At 46.7% G+C, this 15,150-nt stretch carries 11 protein-coding genes; 5 read left to right on the forward strand and 6 right to left on the reverse strand.

Annotated features, from left to right (window positions below; all coding sequences use genetic code 11):
- Positions 1-40 precede the first annotated feature (40 nt).
- From QUA50_RS15905 to QUA50_RS15915, 3 genes are all read right to left on the reverse strand, one after another.
- A complete protein-coding gene (locus QUA50_RS15905; RefSeq protein ID WP_333298579.1) occupies positions 41-3,217 on the reverse strand; it encodes an EAL domain-containing protein in 3,177 nt (1,058 codons plus the stop codon).
- Positions 3,218-3,646: 429 nt separating this feature from the next.
- Positions 3,647-6,901: a PAS domain S-box protein gene (locus QUA50_RS15910; protein ID WP_333261504.1), complete on the reverse strand. Its 3,255-nt coding sequence runs from the start codon at positions 6,899-6,901 to the stop codon at positions 3,647-3,649.
- A gap of 164 nt (positions 6,902-7,065) precedes the next feature.
- Positions 7,066-7,335 carry a hypothetical protein gene (locus QUA50_RS15915; protein ID WP_333261507.1) on the reverse strand — a complete coding sequence of 90 codons (270 nt, stop codon included), beginning with the start codon at positions 7,333-7,335 and terminating at the stop codon, positions 7,066-7,068.
- 108 nt (positions 7,336-7,443) lie between these two features.
- On the opposite strand from QUA50_RS15915, the gene gatB reads away from it, so the two are divergent.
- From gatB to QUA50_RS15940, 5 genes are all read left to right on the forward strand, one after another.
- Positions 7,444-8,946: an Asp-tRNA(Asn)/Glu-tRNA(Gln) amidotransferase subunit GatB gene (gatB, locus tag QUA50_RS15920; RefSeq protein ID WP_333261509.1), complete on the forward strand. Its 1,503-nt coding sequence runs from the start codon at positions 7,444-7,446 to the stop codon at positions 8,944-8,946.
- Between the two features lie 544 nt (positions 8,947-9,490).
- Entirely contained in the window at positions 9,491-10,657 is a 1,167-nt protein-coding gene (locus tag QUA50_RS15925) for a pentapeptide repeat-containing protein (RefSeq protein WP_333261512.1), read from the forward strand.
- Between the two features lie 43 nt (positions 10,658-10,700).
- Positions 10,701-11,288 carry a Uma2 family endonuclease gene (locus QUA50_RS15930; protein ID WP_333261515.1) on the forward strand — a complete coding sequence of 196 codons (588 nt, stop codon included), beginning with the start codon at positions 10,701-10,703 and terminating at the stop codon, positions 11,286-11,288.
- A 273-nt stretch (positions 11,289-11,561) separates the two neighbouring features.
- Entirely contained in the window at positions 11,562-12,200 is a 639-nt protein-coding gene (locus QUA50_RS15935; protein ID WP_333261517.1) for a Uma2 family endonuclease, read from the forward strand.
- A 107-nt stretch (positions 12,201-12,307) separates the two neighbouring features.
- Positions 12,308-13,540, forward strand: a complete 1,233-nt coding sequence (locus tag QUA50_RS15940) for a pentapeptide repeat-containing protein (protein WP_333261519.1) — start codon at positions 12,308-12,310, stop codon at positions 13,538-13,540.
- A gap of 160 nt (positions 13,541-13,700) precedes the next feature.
- Here QUA50_RS15940 and QUA50_RS15945 read toward each other — a convergent pair whose 3' ends face one another.
- The 3 genes from QUA50_RS15945 to QUA50_RS15955 form a co-directional block, all read right to left on the reverse strand.
- Positions 13,701-14,081 (reverse strand): response regulator, encoded by a 381-nt coding sequence (locus QUA50_RS15945; protein WP_333261596.1) that lies wholly within the window; start codon positions 14,079-14,081, stop codon positions 13,701-13,703.
- A gap of 101 nt (positions 14,082-14,182) precedes the next feature.
- Positions 14,183-14,641 (reverse strand): hypothetical protein, encoded by a 459-nt coding sequence (locus tag QUA50_RS15950; RefSeq protein ID WP_333261521.1) that lies wholly within the window; start codon positions 14,639-14,641, stop codon positions 14,183-14,185.
- Positions 14,642-14,757: 116 nt separating this feature from the next.
- Entirely contained in the window at positions 14,758-15,138 is a 381-nt protein-coding gene (locus QUA50_RS15955) for a response regulator (protein WP_333261524.1), read from the reverse strand.
- Positions 15,139-15,150: the final 12 nt, after the last annotated feature.

The raw sequence follows: 15,150 nt of genomic DNA on the forward strand, positions 1-15,150 counted from the left end.
ATTTTATGCTGAAACGGGACTCACAAAATGCCGTGTTTTTTTAATAGCCTTTCTCTAACAAACTAAATGTCAGCAAATTCTGATTTTCTGCTTGCTGTCGGATTAGGGCTGCTGCTGTTTGAGAGTCTACTGCCTTTGAGAAAAAGAATCCCTGGGCGTACTCACATTTTAACCCTTTTAGTATAGATAGTTGCGAAGCTTCTTCGACTCCTTCGGCGACTACATCCATACCTAAATTGTGGGACAAAGTAACGATCGACCGCACAATTTCTGTCGGGTCAATGCCTCCTTTGGCGAGGTCGAACTCACCTCCCATCCTGCTAACAAAAGAGCGGTCTATTTTTAAGGTATTGGTGGGGAAGCGGTGCAGGTAGGAAAGCGAGGAATAGCCGGTGCCGAAATCGTCAATGCACAAGTCTATGTTTCGGGTTCTGAGCTGCACCAGCATTGCTGTTACGGATTCGGAATTTTCTATGAGTACGCTTTCGGTAATTTCTAGTTTTAAACTGCTGCCGTCGAGGTGAGTTTCTGCGAGGACTCGATCGATGTATTCGATTAAATCTGGCTGAGAAAACTGTTTGACAGAAATGTTGACGCTAACGCTCAACGGGGGGTGGCTGGGAAATAGCTGCTGCCACTGGCGGATTTGGTGGCAAGCTGTGCGGAGTACCCAGCGGCCCAGGGGTACGATCAAGCCGGTTTCTTCGGCGATGGTGATGAATTCGCCGGGGGAAACTAAGCCCCGTTCTGGATGCTGCCAGCGCACTAGGGCCTCAAAACTGGTAATTGTGTTATTGGCGATCGACACGATCGGCTGGTAGTGAATAATAAACTGGGGCGCTGCGGATAAGGGAGGTAAGGCTGATTCGGGGCATGGGGGAAAGTCTTCTTCTGTGGCGGGCTCTCTAATTGATTCGATCGCCCGCCGCAGGTCGTTTTCGAGCTGCAACAGTCGCAAAGCGTGGGCGTGCATGGAACTGTTGAAAACTTCGTGTCGGGCTCTGCCAAGTTCTTTGGCGCGGTACATTGCTGTGTCGGCGTCGCGCAGCAGGGTTGTCGGTTCCAGGTATTCGCCAGAGCTCAAAGCTATGCCGATGCTGGCGGTGATAAATACTTCGTGTCCGTCTAGAAGGAGAGGGGAGGTGATTTTCTTTTGCAGGCGGTTGACAATGCTGCTAGCTTCATTGATGCCCTCGATGTCTTCTAGCAACAGCACAAACTCGTCTCCTCCGATGCGGGCTACTGTATCTCCGGGCCTGAGACAAGCTTCCAGACGCCGCGCGATCGATACTAGCAATTGATCCCCGATGGCGTGGCCGAGGGAATCGTTGACTACTTTAAATCTATCTAAATCGAGAAACAGCACCGCAAACAAGTAGTCTTTGCGCCGTTTTGCCAGCCTCAGAGCGTGTTCGAGCCGATCGGTAAATAGCGATCTGTTTGGCAATCCGGTGAGGGCGTCGTGAAAAGCATCGTGCAGCAGTTGTTCTTCGGCGAGTTTGCGCTGAGTGATGTCGTGACAGTTAATCACGATTCCCTTGACTGCTGGATCGTACAGCAAGTTGGTGGCTACAGCTTCTACATAACACCAGGAACCGTTGCGGTGGCGGACTCGGTACTCAACTGGGCACTGGCTTCTTTTGGGGTTGTCAATGGCTTTGTGGAGGGTTTCGGCGATCGTGGCGCAGTCGTCGGGGTGAACTATTTCTAAGGCGCTGCGCCCGATCGCCTGGTGGGGCGGGTATCCTAAAATTCGCTTGACGGAAGGGCTGATGTAGCGGAAGATTCCTTCGGCGTCGAGAATGATCGTGATGTCTGTGGCGTTTTCAATCAGCGAGCGAAATCGCTGTTCGCTTTGGCGCAGGGCTGATTCTGCTTGTTTGCGATCGCTGATGTCGAGGGCTACTCCGTCTATAATTAGGTCGCCGTTGTCGTTTTTGGAAAATTTAGCGCTGTCTTGCACCCACTTTACCTCCCCTGATTTCAGAATTATGCGGTACTGGCGATCGCACGGCAAAAGACTCGCTCTCGATGCTGCTACGCGGCTGTCAGACGAGCTTTTGTCCTCTGGATGGATGATTTCGGTCAATAGTTCCGGGCGCGAAATCACTTCTTCGGCCCCGAACCCAGTAACTTCGCGCACGCCCGGACTGATGTAGGGCATGGAGATTGTGCCGTCTGGATGCAGCACGGTGCGGTAGACTGAGCCGGGAATGTTGGCTGCCATTGTGGCTAGCTGCTGCTGGATGCCGCAGACTGCTGCTTCGGCGCGCTTGCGTTCTGCGAGTTCGGTTTGGGCTTGTTGGTAGAGTTCGGCTTGGTGGATCGCGATCGCGCACTGATCGGATATGGCTTTGACTAGCGATAGTTCTTCTGTAGTCCAACAGCGGACCCGATCGCACTGGTAGAGGCAAATTCCTCCCAAAAATGATTGCTGGTATAGCAGCGGTGCGATCGCGATCGAGTGAAACCCTAAAAATTGCGCTGATGCTTGCAGTTCCGGGCTCAGAGTCGATAACTCGGCGAGGGCGATCGTTTCTCCGCGGGCGAGGGAGAAGCGATAGTGTTGGGCAAAGTCGCAATTTAGACCGATCGCCCGTTCTCTGTGGGCTGCCTTTAAGCTCATGTAGCGAATCCCGATCCTGCCCTCAGCATCTGGCTGCAATATCGCGCAGCCGCTGATTTCTAGAGCTTCGTGCAGTTGATCTGCGGTGGTTTGCAGCACTTCGTCGAGTACAAGGGTGAAGCGCATGGCTTGAACGATGCGGTTGACTATCGCTTCACGAGTCGCTTGCCGCTGAATTTGGGCGATCGCTTCTTGTTGCTGGCGCCGCATTTTGTATTCTAGGAGCGAGCGTTCTAAGACTGTTGGCAACCTAAACAGCCGCCCTTTTAATACGTAATCGGTCATTCCGGCTTTGATGCACTCAACAGCCGCTTCTTCTCCCAAACTTCCCGTTACTAAAATCAACGGTATGTCTTGCCCTAATTCCTGCATTAATTTCAATACTTCTAAACCGTTGAAGCCGGGGAGGCGATAATCTGATAGTACAGCATCGTACTTGCAATTCTCGAGCAATTTTCTGCACTCTGTTGCTGTTTCTGCCGTGTCGCACTTAAAATTTACCCCTCCCGATTCTAAGGCGAGCACTATTAATTCCATATCTTCTGCCATGTCTTCGATAATCAACAATTTCAATGTTGATTCCGCTACCATTTTTAGTAGATAGTTGGTCTGATTTATATCTAACATAAGGTATTGGGGAGGTTGTCAATTGGTTATTCGTGTTTGTGCTAGTAATTTTTTAGACTGAGTTTGGTTGTTAATTTTATCTCGATATTTTTTGTTATTTTTAGCAAAATCAATTATATACTCTACTCGCAAGACTTTTATTTAGCACCGGCATTCGAGGGCTGACCGAACCCATTGGGGAGCATCCCCATTTTTAAAAGAGCGTTTTTTAGGAGTACGAGCATCTTGCACCGCCAAGCCTAGCTTTTTCGCTTCCATCCCTGACGTGTGAACACTTCTGTCACACCAAAATTCGGATGCTCTCACGGATTCTGACTTATTTAAGTGTATAAGAGTTTTAAATTTTGAATTTAAAACTCTTATACACTTAACTTATGAATCTATATTACCGTTTCAGATTGTTTGCCCTAGTTTAAAGTAAAACGTGGCTCCTTGACTAGGTAGGCTTTCGGCCCAAACCGTGCCGCCGTGGCGGTGAATAATCCGCTGGACGATCGCCAAACCGATGCCGGTACCTTCAAATTCTTTCTGGGAGTGCAGCCGCTGAAAGGCTCCAAACAGGCGATCGGCATATTCCATCGGAAAACCCACCCCGTTATCCTTGACAAAAATCGTTCCATCAGGTAAACCCTCAATAATTATTGTAGCCGGAGTGCGTCCGCGGCTGAACTTGACGGCGTTGCTAATCAAGTTGCTGAACACCTGTTGCAGCAAGGTTGGATCTCCGATTACTGTCGGCAAATCTCCGACGGCAAATTCAACGCTGTGGGGAGTTTGGGTCGGATCTGCGACAGTTGGAGATTTAGTCAATTTAATCGCAGTTTGTACCAAACGGCTCAGATCGATCGGAATTTGCCTCAACTCGGTGCGAGTCACCCGCGACAGGGCGAGCAAACCGTCAATCAACAGGCTCATTTTTTGGCTGCTGTCTTCAATTATTTCCATATAGTGAACTATTTTGCGATCGCGAATCGCCTCAGTTAATTCTAGCCGCTGCTTCAACGCTTCTACAAAACCTGAAATATGTCGCAAAGGTGCGCGCAAGTCGTGGGAAACTGAGTAAGAAAAAGATTCTAATTCTTGGTTGGCAGCTTCTAATTGCTCTGTGCGTTCTGACAAGGCTTGTTTGGTCTCTACCAACTCAGTGATATCGCGAGCAGTGCCAATTAAAGCATAAACCTCGCCGTCGAGATTTCTCAGCGGAATTTTAAACGTATCGCAGTAAACATTGCCCCCCGCTTTCACAAATGTTTCCTGGTAGTGCAGAGTTTTGCCCGATTCAAATACTTGCAAATTTTCCCGGCGAAATCGTTCTGCGAGTTCGCTGGGATAGCACTCAAAAATAGTTTTGCCCAGCATCTGCTGTCTGCTGTCGAAGCCGGAAAAGTCGGCAAGGGGATGGTTGACAAAAGACAAGCGCATCTTGTCCCGTTCTACAACATAAATGTAGTCCGGCAAAGCATCAAAAAAAGTCTCTAATTCTGCTGTCCGCTGGGCGACTTGAGCTTCTAAAGTTTCGTTTAGTTCTTTGAGTTCAGCTTCGGCTCGTTTGCGTTCGGTGATATCTTGACCGATGCCGATAGACCGGCCGTCGGAAAGGCGAACATTTGCCCAAGAAATGTCGATAATTCGCCCATCTCTAACTTTTGTTTTGAAGTCGCTCCACTTCTGATTGGCTGCTTGGATTTCATCCAAAACGTATTGACGGTATTCTGGCTGCGGATAAAATTCCGCCAAGATATCGCGGTCTTTGATTTCCGCCAAACTCCAGCCGAGCACTTGTTCCCAGTGGCGGTTTACCCAGTTTATTTGACCGTTTTTGTCGAAGAATGCGATCGTGACCGGCACGTTGTCGAAGATTGTTTGCAGCAGTTCCTTTTGCTGTTTTAAGGATTCTTCGGCTTTTTTGCGATCGCTGATGTCGAGTACGGAACCGATAACTTGCCTCATTTGTCCCTCTGAGGTTCTTTTGAAGATAGTAGACCGATCGTGCACCCAGCGCCATTCCCCATTTTTGTGTTTGATTCTGTAGTCTATGTCATCGGTTTCGTGGGGATTGCTGCTGTGTGTCAGCCGTTCCATGCCTGTAATTAGCTTTAACAGATCCTCGGGATGAACTAAGTTAGCAATAGCATCTGTACCCAAATCTTGCAATTCTTCGCTCGTGTAACCGAGCATGGCTGTGACCGACTCATTTGCATAAATATTTTTGTTTTCTACTGCATCGTAAATGTAGAGAAAGTTCGGGATGGTTTTCAGAATGCTTTCTAAAAGTTCTTGATGTTTTTGCAGTTCCGATTCTGCCTGCTTGCGCTCGCTTAAGTCCAGCACAAAACTAACGCCTAACTGCTGCGTTCCTTCTAAAAATGTGCTGCCAAGCAGCACCGGAACGCGGCTACCATCGGAGCGAATATATTCTTTTTCAAAGGGTACAACCGTATTTCTAGCCTTCAGTTCTGCAACTTTTTCTGTGTCTAAACGCAGGTATTCTGGCGGTGTCATTTCTTGCCAGTTAATTTTTCCGGCTAGCAAATCTTCTCGCGTATAGTTTACCGTGTTTAAAAAAGCGGCGTTGGCATCTATAATGCGACCGTTAATGTTCCAAAAAATTATGCCGATCATGTTAGAATCAACTATGGCTCTAAATTTTGATTCGCTTTGCCTCAACTGGGATTCGGCTTGTTTTAGTTCTGTAATTTCGCGGGCGATAGCTAAAACTGTTTCTACTGAATTGTCCTTAGCAAATTCGGGAATAATTCGACAGTGGTAATATTTTGTGCCGCTGGGAGTAGGGTATTCAAATTCTATGGTTTCTGGTTGGCCTGTGCTGAAAACTTGAGGACAAGCTTCGTTTAACGGGTCGCACAACTGCGGCGACAGTCCCAATTCTGGAGGGGTTTTATCGATAAATTCGCTCCGAAGTTTTCCGGTTGCTGGTTCCACTGCTTGGTTGACGTAAATGTGGCGCAGGTTTCGATCGAAGCGGGCTATGATATCGGTAGAATTTTCGGCGATCGCACTGAATGCTTGTTCGCGCCGGTGCAGTTCTTCTTGAGCGCGGTGGTGTTCGGTTATGTCTCTGGCAAAAGAGAGAATTGAAACAACGGTTCCCGATTCATCGACGAGTGCAGAATTGTACCATTCGCAGTAAATTACTGCGCCATCTTTGGTATAGTTGCGGTTGCGGGAAACGTTGCGTGTTGCTCTGCTGTGTAACAGTTGATTTGTGACGCCGCACACTTCCTCGAAGTCTTCTTGATGAACTATTGACCATTCGTGCCAGTATTTGCCGATTACTTCTGCTGCACTCCAGCCAAATATTTGTTGGGCCACTGGCGACCACTGCACTACCCGAAATTCTTTGTCCCACTCGACAACGGCCATTGGCGAGTTTTCTAGGTGAAATTCCCGGCGCGAGTTGGCTTTTTTTATTTGAGTTTGAAGTTGCTGGCGGAGTTGCTTGGCGGCTGCGAAGCGATCGCTAATTTCCTGTGTGTTTGCTGAGCCGAGGTTAGCAATGTCAGCAATAGTTTCTGCTATTTGTTTTTCGAGTTCGTTCCAAGCGAGTTCGAGGGCTGATTCCGCCTGCTCTAGCTCAGTGATGCTGTTCTGAAACAGTGTGGCACTTTCAACTGGAATTTCAGGCATAGTTTGGACACTTAGACAAGTGTTACTTTTAGAATGCAAAATTAAAGCTTAAAAATTAAAAATATGTAATTTCCTGTTAAATTATACATTTTTAATTTATAGTCTGTGCGTGGAGCCGATCGTTGGAGACCGACGGCGTTATTCAAAACTGCCAGTAACTGGGTTTAAGGTACAGATCGCTCGGCAATTGTAGTCGATCGATCTAAAGCTCTCCTGGGTAAGGGAAGGGTGCGGACAGGAGCAGGCGCTAAGTGTATTTTTGCACAGAGTTGTTGTTTGGAGGCGATCGAAAGGAGATCGGGGTGGCTGCGGGCGTGGGTCGATCGCCAATCTGTAGCAGGGCGTTGCCTATGCAGATCGCCATTTGTCTCAACTAAACACGCTTGCTCAAAGTCCGTCAGGGGTTTAAACCTGCCGAAATCAGGGTTTGACACGCTTGTTGACACCAATGAAACCGCCCCTACCTACAAATACTCTCCCATCAGTTTGGTCAATAAAAAGCTAAAATAAAATCTAAAGTTATTCAGTCTTTTAAATTGCTTATGACTGCTGCTGCACCCTCTTCGATAAAAAACCAAACTCAGTACGAAGCCATTATCGGTCTCGAAACTCACTGTCAATTGAGTACGAATACTAAAATTTTCTCCAGTTCTTCTACAGAATTTGGCAATGCCCCAAATACTAACATTGACCCAATTTGTATGGGAATGCCGGGAGTTTTGCCAGTATTAAATCAAAAAGTGCTGGAGTATGCGGTGAAAGCTGGGCTGGCTCTCAACTGCTCCATCGCACCTTACAGTAAGTTTGACCGCAAGCAATATTTCTATCCCGATTTGCCGAAAAATTATCAAATTTCTCAGTTCGATTTGCCGATCGCTACTAACGGTTGGCTAGAAATTGAACTCGTAGACGAGACGGGAAATTCTACTAGAAAAAAAATCGGGATCACTCGCTTGCACATGGAGGAAGATGCCGGAAAATTGGTTCACGGCGGCAGCGATCGGCTCAGCGGTTCTACTTATTCAATGGTGGATTACAACCGCGCCGGCGTGCCTCTAATCGAAATTGTTTCGGAACCGGATTTGCGATCGGGCGCGGAAGCTGCCGAATACGGGCAAGAATTGCGCCGGATCGTGCGCTACATCGGTGTTGGCGACGGGAATATGCAGGAAGGTTCGCTCCGGTGCGACGTGAATATTTCGGTGCGCCCCGTTGGTCAAAAAGAGTTCGGCACGAAGGTGGAAATTAAAAATATGAACTCTTTTAATGCGATCGAACGGGCGATCGATTACGAGATCGAGCGGCAAATTCAAGCTGTGGAAAATGGCGAAACCATCGTCCAAGAAACCCGGCTTTGGGATGAAAACAAGCAGTGTACTTTCAGTATGCGGGTTAAGGAAGGTGCGAGCGATTACCGGTATTTCCCGGAACCGGATTTGCCTCCGATCGAAGTTTCGACTGAGCAATTGCAGGATTGGCAAGCTCAACTGCCGGAACTGCCGGCAATGAAGCGCCATCGCTACGAAACTGAACTAGGTCTTTCTCCCTACGACGCGCGGGTGCTGACTGACGACAAAGCGGTGGCGGAGTATTTTGAAAAATCGATCGCCGCCGGTGCTGTGGCTAAACAAGCTGCGAATTGGGTGATGGGCGATATTACTGCTTATCTGAAAAATGAAAAACTGGCGATCGGAGAAATTCCTTTCCAACCGCAGGATTTAGCCGAACTGCTGGGGTTAATTGAGGCCGGTACGATCAGCGGCAAAATCGCTAAGGATATTTTGCCGGAATTGCTGGCAAACGGCGGTTCGCCTCAGAAGTTTGTTGAAAGCAAGGGTTTGATTCAAATTTCGGATACTGGGGCGATCGATCGAGCGATCGATGCCGTGTTGGCAGCCAATCCCAAGGAGCTCGAACAGTACCGAGCCGGTAAAACTAAGCTGCTGGGCTTTTTTGTCGGCAAGGTGATGAAGGAAACGGGCGGCCGGGCCGATCCCAAACTGACCAATGAGCTGCTGGCGGCGAAGCTTAACGCCGCAGGTTAAGCATTCGTTAAGGGGGTCGTGTAGCGGATACAGCGGCGGGCGATCGGTTTTCCCTGAGCTCGCCATTCGCGCGGGATCGTAACTTTATAATTAATCTACATTTCTTTACAACATCTTCACGTTTGGGGGTGACACCCCTCATCCCGTTCGTGTTATATTGTGTTATGTAGATGCACCCTGATGGCAGAGGGAGTTACTTAGGTAGCTCTCTCTTTTTTTTGTCTTTTTTTTGTACGGACGTGAAAATACGGATGGGGGAGAGGGGGATGGGCCATACTGAAATCTTGCACCATTCTCAATCAGCTTTTTATGAACAGGCTTTCCGGCCTGTTCCACAAAGAGTGAATTTTCTCGCTTCACAGGCCGGAAAGCCTGTTAAGCGCAAGATGTCTGTTCCACAAAGAGTGAATTTTCTTGTGGAACGCTTTCCGGCCTGTTCCACAAAGAGTGAATTTTCTTGTGGAACAGGCATCTTGCCTGTTAAGCGAGAATGGTGCAATATCTCAGTTAATATCAGCTTTAGTTATTAACTAATTTGGACATTATGAGCGAACAAGCTAGCGAGCTAATCAAGCAGGGGATTTCGCAATATCAGGCGCGCCAATTTGAGGCGGCCCTGGATTCTTGGCAGGAAGCGCTGGGGCTGTATCGCTCAATGGACGATAAGCGCCGATCGGGTGCGGCGCTGGGTAATATGGGCGTAGCTTACGAAGCGCTCTTGAATTATGCTCGGGCGATCGACTGCTACCAGCAGCATTTGATGTTAGCGCGGGAAATTGGCGATCGCCGGGGCGAGGCCAATGCTTTGGGAAATTTGGGCAATGCTTGCTGTGCTCTTGAGGATTTTTCTAGTGCTATTGATTACCAGCAGCAGCGTTTGGCGATCGCGCGGGATACTGGCGACGGGCGCTCTGAGCTCGAAACTTTGGGCAATTTGGCGCTAGCTTACGATGCTAAGGGAGATTTGCCTGGTGCGATCGAATGTTATCAGGAGCAGTTGTCGATCGCGCGCGCCAGCAAGGACGATCGCATTGAGCGCAATGCTCTCAAGAATTTGAAGATCGGCTACAAGTATTTAGCAGATTACGAGAAGGCTAACCAGTACCGACAGGAGCAATTGGCGATCGTCCGCGAACTGTTTTTAACTGATAAAAATAAGAGTTTTGTACAACTTGCAGAAACAGTGGGTTTAAATCCGATTGAGGATTTTGCTGGGGCTAATTTAAGCGGTTTTGACTTGCACTACACTGATTTTAACGGTGCGGATTTGCGCGAAACCAACCTCCAGGGAGCAGACTTGACTTTGGCCGATCTCAGCGGTGCTTTGCTGAGCGCTGCTATTTTAATTGATGCTAATTTGTGCAATGCTAATTTGCGGGATGCTGAACTGAGCAGCGCCAATTTGAGCGGTGCCGATTTGCGGACAAAGCTGCCCAGGGCGAATTTGAGCGGTGCAAATTTAACCGGCGCCAATTTGAGCAGTGCTTATTTACCGAATGCGATTTTAGTAAATGCAAATTTGACAAATACTGATTTCAAGAATGCAGATTTAAGCGGTGTTAATTTGAGTGGTGCGAATTTAAACGGTGCTGATTTGAGCCGCGCTGATTTGAAAAATACGGTGGTTAAAAATGCGAAGTTTTTGGGTTGTGTCGGAATTTCGGAAGCCCTGAAGGTTGAATTGATGGCACGGGGCGGGATTTTTGAATAGAATTAATTGGAAAGGTTGGTAATGGTCGAGGGTAAGAAAAGCTATGACTGCCGTAACTGCAAAACGATTCTCCATCACCGAATATCACCGTTTGGGAGAACTGGGATTTTTCGCCCCCGATGAGCGAGTTGAATTGATTCGCGGAGAAATTATCATTATGGCTGCTAAAGGTACGTTTCACTCTGTTTGTAATTCGCTATTGCTTAAAAAATTGTACCCACTGCTGGAAGAACGAGCGATCGTGCGCGGTCAAGAGCCCATTATTTTGTCGGCTGATAGCGAACCAGAGCCTGATGTTGTGATTGCCCGCAATCGTTCTGACAATTATTTATCTTCTCACCCGGAGCCTCCTGATATTTTGCTGGTAATTGAGGTTTCCGATTCTACTTTGAAGTACGACAGGAGAACCAAGTTATCTCTCTATGCTGAATCGGGAATTTCTAATTATTGGATATTTAATTTGGTTGATAATCAACTGGAAATGCACAGCGAACCTTACCAGAAACAAAGAGGTGGTTTCGATTATCGAGTCAAACGAGTGGTTTTGCCGAATGAGGTTGTGGTAATTCCAGGTTTCCCAGATTTGTCTCTAGATTTGTCTTCGGTATTTCCCGCGCAGAGTGGTGACTAAACATTCTGGCTCGATAGCACATATTTTAACTCAGTAATTAAAGAGCGATCGAGCTTTTTTCGATGATATAATCTAAAAGTGCAAAGGAATGATATTATGTCAGATCGATTACCCCTAATAGGGTAGGCGCGGGTGCACGAAAAATATCTGCCAATAATTGACAATCTCAAAAACCCGCCCTTTTAATCGCTATCATCCAAAACAATTTGGTTTCTGACCCCGGATTTATTCGCGGGAGAAATCTAAAATCTAAAATCTAAAATCTAAAATCAGATGACTGCTCAAACTCTCGCTCGGCCAGAACAAAGCGTCCAGCTATCGGGTATCAGTTGGCAAACCTACGAAAATTTGCTTGCCGAAATCGGCGATCGGCAAATTCGACTGACATACAATCGCGGCCATCTTGAAATTATGGTATCTTCTCCAGAACACGAACGCTTCAAAGAAGTATTGGGTCGATTTGTGGAAACCTTAGCTGAAGAATTAGATGTGAAAATTGAACCTCTTGGTTCTACCACATTTAAACGTCCTGAACTTAGCGGTAAAGAACCAGATAAATGTTTTTACATTCAGAATCTGAGTGCAGTTAAAGGCAAAAAAAGAATCGACATGAATCAAGATCCGCCACCGGATTTAGTGGTAGAAATTGATATTACCAGTCGTTCCGAAAATAGTTTGCAGGTTTATGCGGATCTGAGAGTGCCGGAAGTTTGGATTTATAATGGATCGCGATTCAGAATCAACAGATTGGAAAATGGAGAATACGTTGAGTGCGAGATCAGTTTAGCATTTCCCAGTGTGGCGGTTTTAGAGATTGTCAGATTTTTGGAACAAGCAGAAACAATGGACTATTTGGAATTAGTAAAAGCATTTCGGAATTGGGTAAAAAGCCAAATTCAGCAAAACCAATGAAAGGCGGGGGAAATTAAACAAAATTTACAATTTTATCCACGATAAAAAGCTGTGTTGTGATAAAATAGAGATGATAAACTAATTTAAATATCAATTACAAACTGGTAGTGCCAGCAATTCTACCCGATATGCGATCGCTAGAGTCTCACAACAAATACCCAGATTGCTTGTGGATGCAATTTGAAGCAATTCCATTTCCATCGGTTGCACCCCAAACCAAGCAGTTCGACATTCACTTAAGCCTGAATTTTAACGAGCATTGGGAACCCCTGCTAGGTGGTCGCGTCAAATTTGGTCTGCAAGGCGGGACGCTCAAACTCTATCTAGAAAACTGCGAAATACCCGTAGCCTCACGTCAGTTAGTCGGTTCTTTCAAGCTTTTGCCAATAGAAGAAACCCTGCCAATTCCAAGCAGTACAGAAAATTTAGCGAGCGAAAGTCAGCGGGAAGTTCAGGGCGGCGAGAATTTGGAAAAAATTAAGGAGACAGAGAGCATATTTTGTCACGTTTCCACGATCGGCGACGATACAACCCCAGCTTGGATTTTTGCAGTGGAACAGGGCAAATCAGTATTAAAAGGTTTGCTAAAAAGCGCTAAGCTGGGAGAAATTACTGCCAAAGAATTTCGGATGGCAGCGGCTTTTGAAGTGGCTAAAGAAGATATTAATCTCACAGATGCGGAGGGTTTGTGGCCGCACGAGATCACGCCAAATCAACATTCGGTTTTAGAAAGAATCCTGACTGTATACCTGCAAGCAAATAAACTCCAACCTGCCCTCAGTTGGGCGCTATTGTCCTACAATTTGCCTCCGGTTGAACCGCGCGAAGTGGAAATTGTCCCGGAAGCTGAATCCCAATTGCAGGAAATGGTCGATCGCATTATCTCCGCTGAAACCGACAACTTTGTAGAGTTGGCAAAAATCGCCAATCTCAATCCAGCACTAGATTTCGCGGGTAGCAGCTTGCGCGGAACGACTTTAAGTGCAGTGGATTTTAGCAGCGCAAATCTCGATCGCACAAATTTCCGGGGTGCAACCTTAAACGATGCCGATTTCAGCGACGCCAACCTGCAAAATGCCAAATTCGGCGGTGCAGATTTGAGTGGGGCTTTCTTAGGAAATGCTGATTTAAGTGGCGCAGATTTGCACAAAGCAAGTCTAGCTTTAGCTAACCTCAGCGGTGCTAATTTGAGCGGCGCAAATCTGCTGGAAGTGAACTTAACAAATACTAATTTCAGCGGTGCGAATGTCGAGTCAGCCAGATTCGGGAACAATTCAGGAATGGATGAGGAAATGCAGGTGAATCTACAGCAGCGAGGCGCGATTTTTGAGGAGGTTTAGTCAGTAAGTGCGAAAGCCCTTTTATTTATCCGCTTCTATTGTGGCACGGGCGTTACGCCTGTGCGATGGAATTTCACCTTTAAACTATCGATTGAAGCAGCAACTCTATGAATTTAGAGGTAAACTCTTAAAAATCCTGCGTCTGCCATACCGGGGAGTGTCAATCATCCCATCCCAACATCTCTGCCACTTTTCCCGGCAGGGTGGTGGGTTCAAATGGTTTGCGAATTACCCCAGCAACGCCCATTTTGGCAAATTCAGCCATATCGCTTGACATCACTCTTGCTGTCAGCAGAATCACTGGAATCGATCGAGTAATCGGATCGGATTGGAGGATCTCGTACACAGCAAACCCATCCATTCCGGGCATTGATATATCCAGCAAAATAGCATTAGGTCGTTCTGTTTGTAGGATTTGTAAACATTCTTCTCCTGATTCTGCCACCAGCGTGTTCCATCCCCCGATGTCTTCCAGGCACAACTGTATCAGTTCGCGGAGGTGTTCTTGGTCGTCAACGATGAGAATTTGCTTCCCTTTCATCTTGTTTTCGGGCAGGAGACTGCCATCATAATTAGCTAATAGCAAAGTGTTCATTTTATTTAGGTTGATTAAAAATCAATCTTTCGGTTGCCAATTGGGTGTCAAATACCCATCTTTAAGCAATCGCTAAAATTTGCAGTTGAGAGTTGAATCCGAACTTCGGATGGCGGAACTCTCAATTCTTTAGCAAGCTGAATTGTTAAACCATCCGAGTGTATTTCAGTCCCATAAATTTCAGGATGTACGCGGTGGGGCAACGGGATGAGACTTTGAAATCCACTAGGAAGGAAATAACCTTCTACTCCAGCCGATTCGGTAGGTTGACCTTGGATTAAAACAGTTTCTGGAGTGATTTGGAGATTCAATTTGACAAGATGAATGTCAGAGATGTGAACTTTAACGATAAGTGTCGCATCCTTTTCTTGAATTTTTATACCTGCGATCGGTATTTCCTCTGTATGAGGAATCCAAAGTGTGGATTGCTGACAACGAGCCGGCAAACCGGAAAATGAACCTGCGAGATCCTGATTTATATCATTCAAAGCCTGAAAAGCATTCATTGAGTCTCCTCCTAATGCAAAGAACTGTTAGCTGCATAACAGGAGACTAAATAGCAACGGTAAGGAATTGGTAAAGATTCCGTTATTGTTACAAAAATTCACAAAAATGGTAAAATTTATTCATTCCATCCCAAAATCTCTGCTACTTCTTCGGTCAAAGTGATGGGTTGGATCGGTTTGGCAATTACCCCAGCTACCGCCATTTGGGCAAATTTAGCTCGATCGCTGGGCAAAACTTTCGCTGTCAGCAGAATCACTGGAATCGATCGAGTAATCGGATCGGATTGAAGGATCTCGTACACAGCAAACCCATCCATTCCCGGCATAGATATATCCAGCAAAATAGCGTTGGGTTGTTCTGTTTGCACGATTTGTAAACATTCTTCTCCCGATGCTGCCCCCACTGTTTTCCATCCGCCTAAATCTTCTAAGCAGGCTTGCACAAGTTCCCGAAGGTGTTCTTCATCGTCAACAACTAGAATTTGTCTGTGTGTCATCGGATTTGGGAT

Origin of the sequence: Microcoleus sp. M2_D5 (assembly GCF_036701935.1) — a bacterium.
Lineage (GTDB): Bacteria > Cyanobacteriota > Cyanobacteriia > Cyanobacteriales > Microcoleaceae > Microcoleus.

Coding starts and splice junctions, on each gene's coding strand:
- QUA50_RS15905 (WP_333298579.1), bottom strand. CDS start 3,217: ATGGTAGCGGAATCAACATTGAAATTGTTGATTATCGAAGACATGGCA.
- QUA50_RS15910 (WP_333261504.1), bottom strand. CDS start 6,901: ATGCCTGAAATTCCAGTTGAAAGTGCCACACTGTTTCAGAACAGCATC.
- gatB (WP_333261509.1), top strand. CDS start 7,444: ATGACTGCTGCTGCACCCTCTTCGATAAAAAACCAAACTCAGTACGAA.
- QUA50_RS15925 (WP_333261512.1), top strand. CDS start 9,491: ATGAGCGAACAAGCTAGCGAGCTAATCAAGCAGGGGATTTCGCAATAT.
- QUA50_RS15930 (WP_333261515.1), top strand. CDS start 10,701: ATGACTGCCGTAACTGCAAAACGATTCTCCATCACCGAATATCACCGT.
- QUA50_RS15935 (WP_333261517.1), top strand. CDS start 11,562: ATGACTGCTCAAACTCTCGCTCGGCCAGAACAAAGCGTCCAGCTATCG.
- QUA50_RS15945 (WP_333261596.1), bottom strand. CDS start 14,081: ATGAAAGGGAAGCAAATTCTCATCGTTGACGACCAAGAACACCTCCGC.
- QUA50_RS15950 (WP_333261521.1), bottom strand. CDS start 14,641: ATGAATGCTTTTCAGGCTTTGAATGATATAAATCAGGATCTCGCAGGT.
- QUA50_RS15955 (WP_333261524.1), bottom strand. CDS start 15,138: ATGACACACAGACAAATTCTAGTTGTTGACGATGAAGAACACCTTCGG.